At 68.8% G+C, this 14,495-nt stretch carries 11 protein-coding genes; 8 read left to right on the top strand and 3 right to left on the bottom strand.

Going from position 1 to position 14,495, the window contains the following annotated elements:
- The first annotated feature begins 113 nt into the window (after positions 1-113).
- From V5F48_RS24375 to glsA, 5 genes are all read left to right on the top strand, one after another.
- The gene (locus tag V5F48_RS24375) at positions 114-812 is read left to right on the top strand and encodes a uroporphyrinogen-III synthase (protein WP_394260555.1); all 699 of its coding nucleotides are present in this window, start codon (positions 114-116) and stop codon (positions 810-812) included.
- Between the two features lie 111 nt (positions 813-923).
- Positions 924-2,639 (top strand): hypothetical protein, encoded by a 1,716-nt coding sequence (locus V5F48_RS24370; RefSeq protein WP_394260554.1) that lies wholly within the window; start codon positions 924-926, stop codon positions 2,637-2,639.
- Positions 2,636-4,405 carry a heme biosynthesis protein HemY gene (locus V5F48_RS24365; protein ID WP_394260553.1) on the top strand — a complete coding sequence of 590 codons (1,770 nt, stop codon included), beginning with the start codon at positions 2,636-2,638 and terminating at the stop codon, positions 4,403-4,405. Before V5F48_RS24370 ends, V5F48_RS24365 begins: the two co-directional genes overlap by 4 nt.
- Before the next feature lie 214 nt (positions 4,406-4,619).
- Positions 4,620-6,425, top strand: a complete 1,806-nt coding sequence (lepA, locus tag V5F48_RS24360; protein ID WP_394108589.1) for a translation elongation factor 4 — start codon at positions 4,620-4,622, stop codon at positions 6,423-6,425.
- A gap of 128 nt (positions 6,426-6,553) precedes the next feature.
- Positions 6,554-7,549, top strand: coding sequence for a glutaminase A (glsA, locus tag V5F48_RS24355; protein ID WP_394260552.1), 996 nt, complete (start codon positions 6,554-6,556; stop codon positions 7,547-7,549).
- Positions 7,550-7,734: 185 nt separating this feature from the next.
- Here the strand turns inward: glsA and V5F48_RS24350 are convergent, their stop codons facing one another.
- Positions 7,735-8,235, bottom strand: coding sequence for a hypothetical protein (locus V5F48_RS24350; RefSeq protein ID WP_394260556.1), 501 nt, complete (start codon positions 8,233-8,235; stop codon positions 7,735-7,737).
- 359 nt (positions 8,236-8,594) lie between these two features.
- On the opposite strand from V5F48_RS24350, the gene groES reads away from it, so the two are divergent.
- Both groES and groL read left to right on the top strand, forming a co-directional pair.
- Positions 8,595-8,885, top strand: coding sequence for a co-chaperone GroES (gene groES / locus V5F48_RS24345; RefSeq protein WP_394108587.1), 291 nt, complete (start codon positions 8,595-8,597; stop codon positions 8,883-8,885).
- Positions 8,886-8,949: 64 nt separating this feature from the next.
- Positions 8,950-10,596, top strand: a complete 1,647-nt coding sequence (groL, locus tag V5F48_RS24340; RefSeq protein ID WP_394108586.1) for a chaperonin GroEL — start codon at positions 8,950-8,952, stop codon at positions 10,594-10,596.
- A 426-nt stretch (positions 10,597-11,022) separates the two neighbouring features.
- Here groL and V5F48_RS24335 read toward each other — a convergent pair whose 3' ends face one another.
- Both V5F48_RS24335 and V5F48_RS24330 read right to left on the bottom strand, forming a co-directional pair.
- A complete protein-coding gene (locus V5F48_RS24335) occupies positions 11,023-12,507 on the bottom strand; it encodes a protein adenylyltransferase SelO (protein WP_394260551.1) in 1,485 nt (494 codons plus the stop codon).
- A gap of 221 nt (positions 12,508-12,728) precedes the next feature.
- Entirely contained in the window at positions 12,729-13,604 is an 876-nt protein-coding gene (locus V5F48_RS24330) for a LysR substrate-binding domain-containing protein (protein ID WP_394260550.1), read from the bottom strand.
- A 96-nt stretch (positions 13,605-13,700) separates the two neighbouring features.
- On the opposite strand from V5F48_RS24330, the gene V5F48_RS24325 reads away from it, so the two are divergent.
- Positions 13,701-14,108 carry a tautomerase family protein gene (locus tag V5F48_RS24325; RefSeq protein ID WP_394260549.1) on the top strand — a complete coding sequence of 136 codons (408 nt, stop codon included), beginning with the start codon at positions 13,701-13,703 and terminating at the stop codon, positions 14,106-14,108.
- Positions 14,109-14,495: the final 387 nt, after the last annotated feature.

Raw genomic sequence — 14,495 nt, 5'->3', positions numbered from 1 at the left:
CGCCAGCGTGAAGAGGAACACCGGCGCGGACTGAGTTCTTCTGAGCCCACGCCCGCCCCCTATTTCAACGACGGTTCTTTTCGAACCTGGACGCGTCTTTTTCAGAGGCAACCATGCATATTCTCGTCACCCGTCCGGAGCCTGCCGCCTCCCAGACCGCCGAGCGCCTGCGCGCCCTCGGTCACACGGTGACGGTGGATCCCATGCTGCGCATCGCGCCCACCGCGCCGACGCTGCCCGAAGGGCCGTTCGACGCGGTGGCCTTCACCTCCATCAATGGGGTGAAGGCGTTCGCGCTGCATCCGCAGGGGCCCGCCTTCTTCCACCTGCCGGCTTTTGCCGTCGGCCCGCGCACCTCGAAGGAGGCGCGCGCCATCGGCTTTGTGAACGTCACCGACTGCGACGGCGACGCCTCGGCCCTCGCCGGGCGCATCGCCGGGGCGCTGCCCGCCGGTGCCCGGGTGCTGAACCCGGCGGGCGAGGACCGGGCGGCGGATCTCCAGGCGTTGCTTGCGGCGCCGGGAATCACGCTGGAGCTCGCCATCGTCTATGCCGCCCAGCCGGCCGGAGCCCTGTCGGAGGAGGCGCGGGCCGCGCTGGCCAGCGGAACCGTGACGGCGGCTTTGCACTTGTCCCAGCGAACGGTGAAGACCCTGCTCAAGTGCGTTGCCGCCGCCGGCCTTAACGATCGGTTGATTGAAGTGCGTCAACTGTGCCTGTCGGAGCAGGTGGCCGAGCCGTTCGAGACGGCCGGACTGAAGGTGGAGGTGGCCACGGTGCCCAACGAGGACGCCCTTCTCGCCCTGCTGTGACGCACTGTGACAGGACCTCGCGCAGCGGGGCTGTTGCGGCGCGACGCGGGGCGGTTTATCCGGAACCGGTACAGCGGATCCGAACTCACGATGGAGGCACGAGAGACGCCGATGGCGAGCGACGATCCGAAGGCGGAGGGCTTCGCGTCCCGCCCGTCCCGCACCCCGCCCACGCTGGACCTGAAGGCCGAGGAGGTCGCGACCACGGGCGCGCCCGGTCCGGCCGGAGCCAAGGATGCTGGCGCCAAAGAGACTGGCACCAAGGACACTGGAGCCAAGGATATTGGCACCAAGGATACTGGCATGGCGACCATCGCGGCGCAGGGCGCCGGCTCCCCGGAGCCCGGCAAGGACCTGAAGGCGGCCGCGGCCGACAGCAGGCCGGGCGAAGCCAAGCCGGCTCCATCCATGCCGGTCGAGCCCAAATCCGCCGATCCCAAATCTGCCGACACCCGGCCCGCCGGTACCGCGCCGACCGGGCCGAAGCTGTCGGATGCCAAACCTACTGATTCCAAACCTGCTGATTCCAAGCCTTCTGATTCCAATCCGGTCGGCGCGAAGCCGGCGGAGGCATCCGCCCCCGGCGAGCCGGCCGCTGCCGCCAGCACCGGCGCCGCCAAGGCGTCCGCACCGGTCGCTGCCGCTCCCGCTCCGGCCCGTTCGGGCAATGGCGGCGCGGTGTTTGCCGGGTTGATGGCCGGCATCATCGGCGGTGGCGCGGTGGCCGGCGGCCTGTGGTATGCGCTTCCGCAATTCTTCCCGCCCCCCGCGCCCGTGGTGGAGCCGGCCCCGGTGGTGAACCTGACGCCGCTGCAGACCCGCATCGCGGCCCTTGAGGCCCGACCGGCCTTCGATCCGCGCGCCATCGCCGCCCTGTCCGAGCGGCTGGAGCGCAGCGAGGCGACCCTGAAGTCCCTGGATGCCACGGTGGCGGCGCTGAAATCCGCCCCGGCCCCGGCTCCCGTCGCGACCGCCCCCGCTCAGGCGCCCGCGCCCGCCGTGCCACCGGCCCTGTTGAAAACGGTGGACGACCTGAAGGCGAGCAGCGAGGCGACGCGGGAAGCGCTCGCCGCCGCTCGCCGCGACATCGAGGCCCTGCGCGCGGTGGAGGGCAACCTCCATACGGCGGTGGCCGCCGCCACGGCCGGCGCGCAGCAGGCCGGCGCCCAGGCCCAGGCGCAGGTTCAGGCCCTCGCCCAGTCCCTCACCCCTAAGGTGGAGGCCGTCGGCCCGCGCCTCGATGCGCTGAAGGCGCAGATCGAGGCGGCCACCGCCGCCGCCACCGCCTTCAACCGCGCGGCCGCCGGCCTCGTGGTGCTGTCCACCTTCCGCGACGCGGTGGTCTCCGGCCGTCCGTTCGCGGCCGAGCTTGGCGCCGCGCGCACCACGCTGGGGCCGGCCGCCGGCCAGCTCGATCCGTTCGCCGCCGCGGCGGCCGAAGGCTATGCGGCGCCGGGCAAGCTCGCAACGATGCTGGCGCAGCAGGGCGCCGCCGCCCTCGCCGCCGAGCGCCCCGCCGCGCCCGCGCTGGCCGATTCGCCCGCCTCGCTGCTGGACCGGCTCCTGGCCTCGGCCGAGGGGCTGGTGAAGGTGCGTCCGGTCTCGGGTCCCGGCTCGGTGGATTCGGAAGGCGTCATCGCCACCGCCGTGGGTCAGGTGAAGGCCGGACAGCTGGATGATGCCCTCGCCACGCTGAAGAAGCTGCCGGACACCCTGCAGGCCCGCCTTGCCGTGATCCGCGAGATTGAGGCGCGCACCGCTGCCGTGCGTGTCGCCGGGACGCTCTACCAGCAGCAGCTCGCCGCCATTTCGAGGAAGGTGCCGTGATCCGCCTCGTCCTATTCCTGCTCCTGCTCGTCGCCATCACCTTCGGCGTTTCCTGGCTGGCCGATCGGCCCGGCGAGGTCACGGTGGTGTGGGAAGGCGTGGCCTATGGCACCACCGTGCCCGTGGCGCTGGCGGTGATCGCCGTCGTCGCCGGCCTCATCCTGATTGTGTGGCGCATCCTGTCCCTGCTGGTGCGTTCGCCCGCGATCATCGCCGCCTTCTCCCGCCGCCGCCGGCGTGAGAAGGGCTGGAACGCGGTGACCCGCGGCCTGCTCGCGGTAGGCATCGGCGACACGGCCGCCGTGCGCCAGGCCCGGCACGACGCCGCCCGCCTTTTGCCCCACGAGCCGCTGACCCACCTGCTCACCGCCCAGGCGGCGCAGCTCGACGGCAAGCACGAGGTGGCCGTGGCCGCCTTCCGCGCCATGGTGGACAAGCCCGAGACGCGCCTGCTCGGCCTGAGGGGCCTGCACATGGAGGCGCGCAAGGCGGGGGACAAGCTCGCCGCCTACGCCATCGCCGAGGAAGCCGCCTCCGCCGCGCCGACCCTGGGCTGGGCCGCGGATGCCGTCATCGAGGCGCGCTGCGCCGCCGGCGACTATGCCGGCGCGCGGGGCGTGCTGGAGCGCCAGATGGCCCTCAAGGGCATCGACAAGGCCCAGTATCGCCGCCGCAAGGCGGTGCTGCTCGCCGCCGAGGCTATCGCGCTGGAGCATTCCGATCCGCTGGTGGCACGGGAGAAGGCGGTGGAGGCGGTGCGCCTTGCCCCCACCCTGGTGCCCGCCGCCGCCTGCGCCGGCCGCCTGCTGGGCGCCGCCGGCGAACTGCGCAAGGCCGCCAAGGTGGTGGAGACGGCGTTCGCCGCCAATCCCCATCCCGAGCTGGCGGACGTGGAAGCCTATCTGCGGCCCGGCGACGCGGCGCACGATCGCCTGAAGCGCATCCGCACCCTGGTGAACCGGGCGCCCAGCCATCGGGAGAGCGCCATCGCCCTGTCCCGCGCCGCCATCGACGCGCAGGAATTCCGGCAGGCCCGCCTGGTGCTGGAGCCGCTGCTCGACGAGCCGAGCCAGCGGGTGTGCCTGCTCATGGCCGAACTTGAAGCCGCCGAACATGCCGATATCGGCAAGGCCCGGGAATGGACCGCGCGCGCCGTGCGGGCCAATCGCGATCCGGCCTGGATCGCCGACGGCGTGGTGTCCGACGCCTGGGCGGCGGTGTCGCCGGTGTCCGGAAAGCTCGACGCCTTCGTGTGGGAGGTGCCCCCCGGCGTCTCCGCCACCCCGATCCTGGAGCATGAGGCCGAGCGGGTGAAGGCCGCCATCGCCGCCGTCCGCGCCAGCGAGGAGGCCAAGGCTGCCGTCGCCGCCGCCGAAGCAGCAGCCCTTGTTGCCGCCGCCGAGGCGGAAGCCGCCGCCCTGGCTCCCCCGGTGGAGGAGCCGAAGCCGGAGCCGGTGGTCGAACTGGTGCCGGAGCCGGAACCGGCGGTCGTCGTTGCCCCGCCGCCCCAGTCGAAGCAGGAACCGTCGAAGCAGGAACCGTCGAAGCAGGAACCGTCGAAGCAGGTATCGTCGAAGCCCGCACCCGCGCCGGTTTCGCCGGAGCTGGCGTCCATGCCCCCCGTGGCGGCGAACGGGCGGGGGAAGCCGTCGCGGCCCGCCCCCATCGTCGCCCTGCCGCCCTTGCCCGACGATCCCGGCCCGGAGGGGGAAACCCCGGACGAGCCGGAGACCCCCGGCAAGAAGCGCCGCCTGATGGGGCTGTGAGGGCCGGCTTGTCCCGATCCGGTTGAGACGGGCGCGCGCATCGGCCAAGGGGGCGGTGCGCGCCCCGGCCGCGACGATCATGGCTGCGGCCCGGCGGGACCGGCGTCGCTGCCCACCCGGGCGGGTCCCGCTCCGCCTCTCAATCCCGCTTCGTCGACCTCTGTGCCGGCGCTGCCGCCTTGTGGCGAACCCGCGCCGATGCTATGCGGCGCGGATGACCGCCACCGCCCAGAAGAACATTCGCAACTTCTCCATCGTCGCCCACATCGATCATGGGAAATCGACCCTCGCCGACCGCCTGATCCAGATCACCGGCGGTCTCACCGAGCGGGAGATGACGGATCAGGTGCTCGACAGCATGGATATCGAGCGCGAGCGCGGCATCACCATCAAGGCCCAGACCGTGCGCCTGTCCTACAAGGCGCTGGATGGCGAGACCTATATCCTCAACCTCATCGACACCCCCGGGCACGTGGACTTCGCCTATGAGGTGAACCGGTCGCTGGCCGCCGTGGAAGGCTCGCTGCTGGTGGTGGACGCCTCCCAGGGCGTGGAGGCGCAGACGCTGGCCAACGTCTACCAGGCCATCGACAACAACCACGACATCGTTCCCGTCCTCAACAAGATCGACCTGCCCGCCGCCGAGCCGGAAAAGGTGAAGGCGCAGATCGAGGACGTGATCGGCCTCGATGCCTCCAATGCCATCGGCATTTCCGCGAAGACCGGCCTCAACGTGGACCAGGTGCTGGAGGCCATCGTCACCCGCCTGCCGCCGCCCATGGGCGACCGCGCCGCGCCGCTGAAGGCGCTGCTGGTGGACAGTTGGTACGACACCTATCTCGGCGTGGTGGTGCTGGTGCGCATCATCGACGGCGTGCTGAAGAAGGGCCAGCGCATCAAGATGATGGGCTCGGGCGCGGTGAACGACGTGGACCGCGTGGGCGTCTTCACCCCCAAGATGGTGGCCATGGCCGAGCTTGGCCCCGGCGAGATCGGCTTCCTCACCGGCTCCATCAAGGAGGTGGCGGACACCCGCGTCGGCGATACCATCACGGAAGAAAAGCGCCCTTGCGCCGATATGCTGCCGGGCTTCAAGCCGGCGCAGCCGGTGGTGTTCTGCGGCCTGTTCCCGGTGGATGCGGCCCAGTTCGAGGACCTGCGCGCCGCCATGGGCAAGCTGCGCCTCAACGACGCCAGCTTCTCCTATGAAATGGAGACTTCGGCGGCGCTGGGCTTCGGCTTCCGCTGCGGCTTCCTCGGGCTGTTGCACCTGGAAATCATCCAGGAGCGGCTGGAACGCGAGTTCAACCTCGACCTCATCGCCACCGCCCCTTCGGTCATCTACGAGATCCAGATGACCGACGGCTCGGTGATCGACCTGCACAATCCGGCGGACATGCCGGACGTGGTGAAGATCGAGGAGATCCGCGAACCGTGGATCCGCGCCACCATCCTGACCCCGGACGACTATCTCGGCTCCGTGCTGAAGCTGTGCCAGGACCGGCGCGGCAACCAGATCGAGCTCACCTATGTGGGCGCCCGCGCCATGGTGACCTACGACCTGCCCCTCAACGAGGTGGTGTTCGACTTCTACGACCGGCTGAAGTCCATCTCCAAGGGCTACGCCTCCTTCGACTACCAGATCACCGAATACCGCCCCGGCGACCTGGTGAAGATGTCCATTCTGGTGAATGCCGAGCCGGTGGATGCGCTGTCCATGCTGGTGCATCGGGCGCGCGCCGATGCGCGGGGCCGGGTGATGTGCGAGAAGCTGAAGGACCTGATCCCCCAGCATCTGTTCAACATCCCGATCCAGGCCGCCATCGGCGCCAAGATCATCGCCCGCGAAACCATCAAGGCCCTGCGCAAGGACGTGACCGCCAAGTGCTATGGCGGCGACATCTCGCGCAAGCGCAAGCTTCTGGACAAGCAGAAGGAAGGCAAGAAGAAGATGCGCCAGTTCGGCAAGGTGGAGATCCCGCAGGAGGCCTTCATCGCCGCGCTGAAGATGGACGAATAGGGCGCGGGCATCTGTCCTGAATTGGCCTGAATGCAGTCCTGGATCGCGCCGATCTGGCCTGTTTCTTGCTTGAAATCCAGGTGCAGACCGATCCGGAGCCGATCCGGCCATCGGCGTGGCGGGAAGGAATGCCGGACGTGTCATCCATCCCGGAGAATGAGCAGGCCTACGGGCTCCAGGGGGTGCTGGAGCACAGCTTCGAGCGCACCCGCCAAGACGACTCAGGCACACTTGCCGATTACATTCCCGAACTGGCCAAGGCCGATCCCGAGCGCTTCGGCATCGCCGTGGCGTCGGTGTCCGGCGAGGTGGTGGGCGTGGGCGACGTGGATGTGCCCTTCACCATCCAGTCCATTTCCAAGGCGCTTGCCTATTGTCTGGCGCTGGAGGCGCTGGGCCGGGACAAGGTGCTGGCCCATGTGGGGGTCGAGCCGTCCGGCGATGCCTTCAACGCCATCGTCTTCGATGCGCTCTCCAACCGGCCCTTCAACCCCATGGTGAATGCCGGGGCCATCACCGTGTCCGGCCTCCTCGCCGAGGCGTTCGGGGCGGAGGCGTTCGATGTGGTGCTGGACCGCTTCTCCGCGGCGGCCGGCCGGCGGCTCACCATGGACGAGACCGTGTTCCGCTCGGAGGCGGAGACCGGCCATCGCAACCGCGGTATCGCCCATCTGCTGAAATGCGCGGGCGCGCTCGGCGCCGATGTGGACGACGCGGTCGATCTTTATTTCCGCCAGTGCTCCATCCTCGTCACCGCCACGGACCTCGCGGTGATGGGGGCGACGCTGGCCAATATCGGGGAAAATCCGCTCACCGGCAGTGCCGTTTTCGCGGTGGAGGCGGTGCGCAACACCCTGTCGGTGATGTTCACCTGCGGCATGTATGATTTTGCCGGCAACTGGGCCTTCGACGTGGGCGTGCCGGCGAAAAGCGGGGTGGGCGGGGGCATTCTCGGCGTGGTGAACCGGCAATTGGGCATCGGCACCTATTCCCCGCGGCTCGATGCCAAGGGCAATTCGGTGCGCGGCATCGCCGCCTTCCGCGACCTCACCGAGGAAATGGGGCTGCACGTGTTCGACCCCACCAACCGCGGCTCGTCCCTGCTCAGCGCCTACCGGCGCTGAACCGTCCGCTTAAGGACCGCACGGGACCACGGGTGAAGACCGAAAACGGCCGGCGGAAAGCCGGCCGATCAGGGGCTTGGAGCCATTCCAGCAAAAGTGCGAAGCGGTTTTGCGCCCGGAATTGCGATGAACCAAAGGTCTAGAGCATGTTCGGCGAACCGGTGTTTGCCGGACATGCTCTAAACTCAGGAGCAGCGCACGTAGACCATGGTGCCGTAGCGGCGGGAGACCTCGGGGTCCAGCCACTTCAGCACCAGCACATTGCCATCGAAGCGCACCACCTGCCGGTCGCGCTCGCCGCCGGCCGGGTCCTCGGGAGGCCCGATATACGTCGCGCCGCCGGCCACCTGCTTCGAGACCACCTCGGTCAGCTTGTTGTCATCGGCGAGGTACATCATGACGCCGCCGTTGGTGCCGGCGGTGATGATATAGGCGTTGGAGCACTGGGCGCGCGCCTGATTCTCGGTGCGGGTGGCATCGTCCGGCCGGTGATAGGCGGCCAGGCCCCAGCGGCCCACCAGGCGGTCGGGCGGGATCGGACTGGTATATTGCGGGCGAGCCGGCGGCGGCGGTTCGGTGGGGGCATTCACGCAGCCGGCGAGCATCAGGGCCAGTCCGGTTACGGCAACGCCCAGGAGAGCGGCGCGCCGCGCCGTGCCCACATGCGACTTCGATCCCGCAAACATCTTCGTCATGTGATTTCCGAGGCCTCCCGCCGCCACAACCCTCTGATCCACCCGGATCCGTTATCCGATTGCCCGCCCTGTCAGCCGGTTGCACTGACCATAATGGCTGGCGCCGTCCGCGTCGATGCCACCGCGCCCTGCGAATCGCAAAGGTCTGCAACAGGCGGGAGCAAACCTAGACCACGCGGGTTACGGCTTTCCTAGCCCGGCCTTTCGCGCAGCAATCCAACCTGATGCTGCGGTGCGCCTTGACGGGACGGGGGCGCCCGCTTATCTCCGCTGCGAGCTTGGCACTCCACCCTGGAGAGTGCCAGAACCGGCGGGCCAGAGGCTCGCGTCCCTCGGAGAGGTTAAAAACAATGTCCTTCCGTCCCCTGCACGACCGCGTCGTGATCAAGCGCATCGAAGCCGAGCAGAAGACCGCCGGCGGCATCATCATCCCCGACACCGCCAAGGAAAAGCCCCAGGAGGGCGAGGTGATCGCGGTGGGTCCCGGCGCGCGCGACGAGGCCGGCAAGCTCGTTCCCCTCGACGTGAAGGCGGGCGACGTGGTGCTGTTCGGCAAGTGGTCGGGCACCGAAGTGAAGATCGACGGCCAGGACCTGCTGATCATGAAGGAAAGCGACATCCTCGGCGTCATCGCCAAGTGATGTGTCGCTTCCAGCTGATGGCCGGCTGAACGCACCCGACAATCCCAAAATTTAGGAGGCCGTAATGGCTGCCAAAGAAGTGAAGTTCTCCGGCGAGGCCCGTGAAAAGCTGCTGCGCGGCGTCGACATCCTCGCCAACGCGGTGAAGGTCACCCTCGGCCCCAAGGGCCGCAACGTGGTGATCGAGAAGTCGTTCGGCGCCCCCCGCATCACCAAGGACGGCGTCACCGTCGCCAAGGAGATCGAGCTGGAAGACCGGTTCGAGAACCTCGGCGCCCAGCTGGTGCGTGAAGTCGCCTCCAAGACCAACGACCTGGCCGGCGACGGCACCACCACCGCCACCGTGCTGGCCCAGGCCATCGTGAAGGAAGGCGCCAAGTCGGTCGCCGCCGGCATGAACCCCATGGACCTGAAGCGCGGCATCGACCTCGCCGTCGCCGCCGCCATCGCCGACATCCGCGCCCGCGCCAAGAAGGTCTCCTCCTCCGCCGAAGTCGCGCAGGTCGGCACCATCTCCGCCAACGGCGATGCCTCCATCGGCGAGATGATCGCCGGCGCCATGCAGCGCGTGGGCAATGAAGGCGTCATCACCGTCGAGGAAGCCAAGACCGCCGAGACCGAGCTCGAAGTGGTCGAAGGCATGCAGTTCGACCGCGGCTATCTCTCTCCCTATTTCATCACCAATGCGGAGAAGATGATCGCCGACCTGGAAGAGCCCTACCTCCTCATCTTCGAGAAGAAGCTCTCCGGCCTCCAGCCCATCCTGCCCGTGCTCGAAGCCGTGGTGCAGACCGGCCGTCCGCTGGTCATCGTGGCCGAGGACGTGGAAGGCGAGGCTCTGGCCACCCTCGTGGTCAACAAGCTGCGCGGCGGCCTCAAGGTCGCGGCCGTGAAGGCTCCCGGCTTCGGTGATCGCCGCAAGGCCATGCTGGAGGATATCGCCATCCTCACCGGCGGCACGGTGATCTCGGAAGATCTCGGCATCAAGCTCGAGAACGTGACCATCGCCCAGCTCGGCCGCGCCAAGAAGGTGATTCTCGAAAAGGAGAAGACCACCATCGTGGACGGCGTCGGCGAGAAGGCCGACATCGAGGCCCGCGTCAACCAGATCAAGGCGCAGATCGAGGAGACCTCCTCGGACTACGACCGCGAGAAGCTCCAGGAGCGCCTGGCCAAGCTGGCGGGCGGCGTCGCGGTGATCCGCGTCGGCGGCTCCACGGAAGTGGAAGTCAAGGAGAAGAAGGACCGCGTGGACGACGCCCTCAACGCCACCCGCGCTGCGGTGGAAGAAGGCATCGTGCCCGGCGGCGGCGTGGCCCTGCTGCGCGCCAAGAAGGCGGTCGAGCTGGTGACCTCGGACAATCCCGACATCACCGCCGGCATCAAGATCGTGCTGCGCGCCCTTGAGGCCCCCATCCGCCAGATCGCCGAGAATTCCGGCGTGGAAGGCTCCATCGTGGTGGGCAAGGTGCAGGAGTCCAACGATCCGAACTTTGGCTTCAATGCCCAGAGCGAGGAATATGTGGACATGATCGTCGCCGGCATCGTCGATCCGGCGAAGGTGGTGCGCACCGCCCTGCAGGACGCTGCCTCCATCGCCGCCCTGATCGTCACCACCGAAGCCCTCGTGGCCGAGCTGCCCAAGCGCGACAGCGGCATGCCCTCCATGCCCGGCGGCGGCATGGGTGGCATGGGCGGCATGGACTTCTGAAGAAGTCCAGGCCAACCAAGGTCTTGAGTGCCCAAGCCGGCGATGCCGGCTTGGGGGGCGGCATGGACTTCTGAGGAAGTCCAGGCCAACCAAGGTCTTGAGTGCCCAAGCCGGCAGCGCCGGCTTGGGAGGCGGCATGGACTTCTGAGGAAGTCCTTCACTGCAAAATTAAGAAAGGGCGTGGCTTTGGCCGCGCCCTTTTCGTTTGGCTGGCTGGGTTTGCTCGCTCTCGTGCCCCGGCCGACTGCAGCGTTAGCGCAAGGAGAGCCGGGGCCCAGCGCACACGTCCGCCGAAGGCGCTTCCACCTCAAACCGCCGGGACATGCAGTGGCCTGCTGCGCAGGACTCTTGCGCTGGGTCCCGGCTCGGCGCTCCAGCTGCGCTGTCGCTGGGCCGGGACACGCACCGCCGGGCGGGCGCTCCCCCTCACGTCCCGCAGAAGGTCTGGTAGCCCTCCATGGAGGGCGGCAGGCCGGCATAGGCGGCGAAGGCCGGCTGGTCCTCGAAGGGATGCGCCAGCACCGTGTTCAGCGTCTCGAACGGGGCGAAGTCGCCTGCCGTCGCGGCCGCGATCACCTGCTCCACAAGGTAGTTGCGCGGGATGAAGAGGGGATTGACACGGTCCATGGCCGCGCGCGTCGCCGCGCCGTCGCGTCCGGTGGTGGCGAGGCGCTCCCGCCAGCGGGTGGCCCAGGCGTCGAAGGCCTCCCGGTCGAGGAACAGGTCGCGCACCGGTCCTGCGGCCTCCGGGTCGGCGGCCAAGGCCCCGAGCCGGCGGAAGGTGAGGGTGAAATCGGCCTTGGATGCGGCCATCACCGACAGCAGCTCCAAAGCGAGGGTGGTGTCCTCCTCGCTCTCCACCCCGTCCGGCGCCGCAAGGCCGATCTTGGCCACGAGGCCGGAGTGGTAGGCGGCCTTAAAGCGCGCCGGAAACTCCTTCAGCGCCCCGTTGGCGGCGGCGACGGCGGCCTCCTTGTCCTCGCCGAGCAGGGGGATGAGGCATTCGGCGAGGCGCGCCAGGTTCCAGTGGGCGATATCCGGCTGGTTGCCATAGGCGTAACGGCCCATCTGGTCGATGGACGAGAACACCGTTTCCGGATCATAGGCATCCATGAAGGCGCACGGGCCGTAATCGATGGTCTCGCCGGAGACCGACATGTTGTCGGTGTTCATCACCCCGTGGATGAAGCCCACCTGAAGCCAGCGCGCCACCAGCGCCGCCTGCCGGCCGATGACGCCGTTCAGCAGCGCCAGATAAGGCTCGGGGGCGCCGGCAAGCTCGGGATAGTGCCGGGCGATGGTGTAGTCGGCGAGCTGGCGCACCGCGTCGGTGGCCTTGCGGGCGGCGAAGAACTGGAAGGTGCCGATGCGGATATGGCTCGCCGCCACCCGCGCCAGCACGGCGCCCGGCAGCGGGCGGTCGCGCAGCACCGGCTCGCCCGTGGTCACCGCCGCCAGCGCCCGCGTGGTGGGGATGCCAAGCGCCGCCATGGCCTCGCTGACCATATACTCGCGCAGCACCGGGCCCAGCGCGGCCCGCCCATCGCCGCGGCGGGAGAAGGGCGTGGGGCCGGAGCCCTTCAGCTGGATGTCGCGGCGCCGGCCGGCGCGGTCCACCACCTCGCCCAGCAGGATGGCCCGCCCGTCGCCGAGCTGGGGCGTGAACTGGCCGAACTGGTGCCCGGCATAGGCCAGCGCGATGGGCTCGGCGCCCTCGGGCACATGCTGGCCGGCGAACATCTCCACCGCCTCGGGGGTCGCGAGCGCATGGGGGTCCAGCCCCAGCTCCTCGGCGAGGGGCGCGTTGACCTTCACGAGGGCGGGTGCCGTCACCGGCGTGGGCGTCGCGGGGGCGTAGAAGCCCGGCAGGTCGCGGGCATAGGAATTGTCGAAGGGGAAAGGGGCGGGCATGGTGCGGCAATCTCCCCCGGGGCGGAAAAGGGGCAGACCCCCCGGGCCGTCAACGATGGAGAAAAGGTGGGGTCTCCCCCCGGCGATGTCCAGCCGGGGCGCGTTTCGGCGGCCGGCTTCAGAGCATTTTCAAGCGAAGTGGATACCGGTTCGCATGAAGAAAATGCGTAAACACAATAATTTAGAGCGGTGTCCGTGAGCTGGAGCGAGCGGAAAATGCTCTAAGCCACGGCGTAGAGCGGATGCTCGCGGCGCAGTTCCTCCAGCAGGATCTCTTCCACCTTGGCGAGGGCCGGCGGGCGGCTGCCGGGCCGGCCATAGAGCACGAATTCCATGTCCGGCAGGCTGGCGCGGTCGAGGTCCGCCACCACGGCGAGGTCGGGCCTCAGCGCGCGCGGCGACCGCACGGTGACGCCGATGCCCGCGCCCACCGCCGCCATCAGGCCCGGCAGGCTGGGGCTGGTGAAGGCGATGCGGAACGGCCGCCCCGCCGCATTCAGCGCCGAGATGGCGGCGCTGCGGCAGATGCAGGGGTTCTCGAACAGCACGAGCGGCACCGGTGCCTCCCGGTCGAGGCGCAACTGACGGGCGGCGATCCACACCATGGGCTCGCGCAGCAGCAGCGTCGCGGGCAGGTCGCTCTCGTTGCGCAGGCCCACCGCCACGTCGAGGTCCTCCGCCTTCAGCTTGTCCAGCATGGTGACGGTGGTGCAGACGCGCACCGTGATGGGGGCCTGGGGAAAGCTGGCCGCGAGGCGGTAAAGGATGCGCTGCATCACCCCTTCGCCCACATCCTGCACGAAGCCGAGCCGCAGCGGCTGGGCGAAGGCGCCGTGCACATGCTGGGTGAGCACCCGGTCGTTGAGGTCCAGCAGGCGCCGGGCATCCTCAAGGAAGGCGCCGCCGCGCGGGGTGGGGGAGACCGCCCGGCCCCGCCGTTCCAGCACCTGGAAGCCCAGGGCCTCGGCCAGCCGGTCCATCTGCAGGCTCACGGCCGACTGGCTGCGCCCCACCTTGCGCGCGGCGGCCGAGATGGAGCCGAGATCGGCCACGGCCGCGAAGCTGCGCAGGAGATCGAGATCGAGATTGCGGATCATAATATGAGCCTAGCCGATTTCTCGGATAATATAATTCAAATTTTCTCATGTGAATACGCGGCATAGGGTGACGCCATCAACCCGATGGAGACCCCCATGCCCCTTCTCGATGTGAAGCTGTCCGGCGCGCCGGATGCCGCCCTTGCCGCCACGGTGGCGGCCACCCTGTCCGACCTCACCGCCCGCATCCTGCGCAAGGATCCGAAGCTGACGGCGGTGGCCATCTCCTTCGTGCCGCGGGAGCAGTGGTTCGTGGGTGGGGTGTCGCTGGCGGCGAAGACCGCATCGTCCTTCGCCCTCGACATTCTGGTGGTGGACGGCACCAACACCAAGGACGAGAAGGCCGCCTATCTGGACGCTGTGTTCGCCGCCATGGGCGCCCTGCTGCCGGATCTTGATCCGGAGAGCTACATCCTGGTGCGCGAGGTGAAGGCCGACGCCTATGGCTACGGCGGGCGCACCCAGGAAAGCCGCTATGTGGAGAAGAAGCTGAAGGCGGCGTGAGGGGGCCGTGGGCGAATACTTCGACGGTCCGCCGCGCTTCGGTGCAAAGACTGGATGCACCGGACAAGCCGGGGATCGTCTTGGCCACATTCCGGTTTGAAATTCCGCGGTATCGACGGGGCACGCTGTGAACCCTCTCCCGCCCCGAAGCCGGATGTTTCCGGCTTCGGTCCTTGGGAGCTGAACTCGGCAACAGCCGAGTTCAGGGGGAGGGCAGGGTGGGGGCAGGCCCTCTGCGCCACCCTGCCGCCGGTGTTCTGGCCCGCCGTCGCGCCCCCTCCCCAACCCTTGTGTGTAGAGAGAGATCGCGTGCAGATAAGGGGGCACGCGGGGTCTCGCCGGTGAGCCCGTCCCAACCCTCGGGTCTTGAGCCCGTGGGGGAGCCTT

It is taken from the genome of Xanthobacter autotrophicus ATCC 700552 (genome assembly GCF_043194565.1).
GTDB classification, from domain to species: Bacteria; Pseudomonadota; Alphaproteobacteria; order Rhizobiales; family Xanthobacteraceae; genus Xanthobacter; species Xanthobacter autotrophicus_F.
The sequence above is the reverse complement of the archived record's forward strand: the minus strand, read 5'-3'. Positions and strand labels throughout refer to the sequence as shown.

What these genes read in the sequence shown, in the direction of transcription:
- V5F48_RS24370 (WP_394260554.1), top strand. Translation starts at nt 924, where the DNA reads ATGGCGAGCGACGATCCGAAGGCGGAGGGCTTCGCGTCCCGCCCGTCC.
- glsA (WP_394260552.1), top strand. Translation starts at nt 6,554, where the DNA reads ATGCCGGACGTGTCATCCATCCCGGAGAATGAGCAGGCCTACGGGCTC.
- V5F48_RS24330 (WP_394260550.1), bottom strand. Translation starts at nt 13,604, where the DNA reads ATGATCCGCAATCTCGATCTCGATCTCCTGCGCAGCTTCGCGGCCGTG.
- V5F48_RS24375 (WP_394260555.1), top strand. Translation starts at nt 114, where the DNA reads ATGCATATTCTCGTCACCCGTCCGGAGCCTGCCGCCTCCCAGACCGCC.
- lepA (WP_394108589.1), top strand. Translation starts at nt 4,620, where the DNA reads ATGACCGCCACCGCCCAGAAGAACATTCGCAACTTCTCCATCGTCGCC.
- V5F48_RS24335 (WP_394260551.1), bottom strand. Translation starts at nt 12,507, where the DNA reads ATGCCCGCCCCTTTCCCCTTCGACAATTCCTATGCCCGCGACCTGCCG.
- groES (WP_394108587.1), top strand. Translation starts at nt 8,595, where the DNA reads ATGTCCTTCCGTCCCCTGCACGACCGCGTCGTGATCAAGCGCATCGAA.
- V5F48_RS24350 (WP_394260556.1), bottom strand. Translation starts at nt 8,235, where the DNA reads ATGTTTGCGGGATCGAAGTCGCATGTGGGCACGGCGCGGCGCGCCGCT.
- groL (WP_394108586.1), top strand. Translation starts at nt 8,950, where the DNA reads ATGGCTGCCAAAGAAGTGAAGTTCTCCGGCGAGGCCCGTGAAAAGCTG.
- V5F48_RS24325 (WP_394260549.1), top strand. Translation starts at nt 13,701, where the DNA reads ATGCCCCTTCTCGATGTGAAGCTGTCCGGCGCGCCGGATGCCGCCCTT.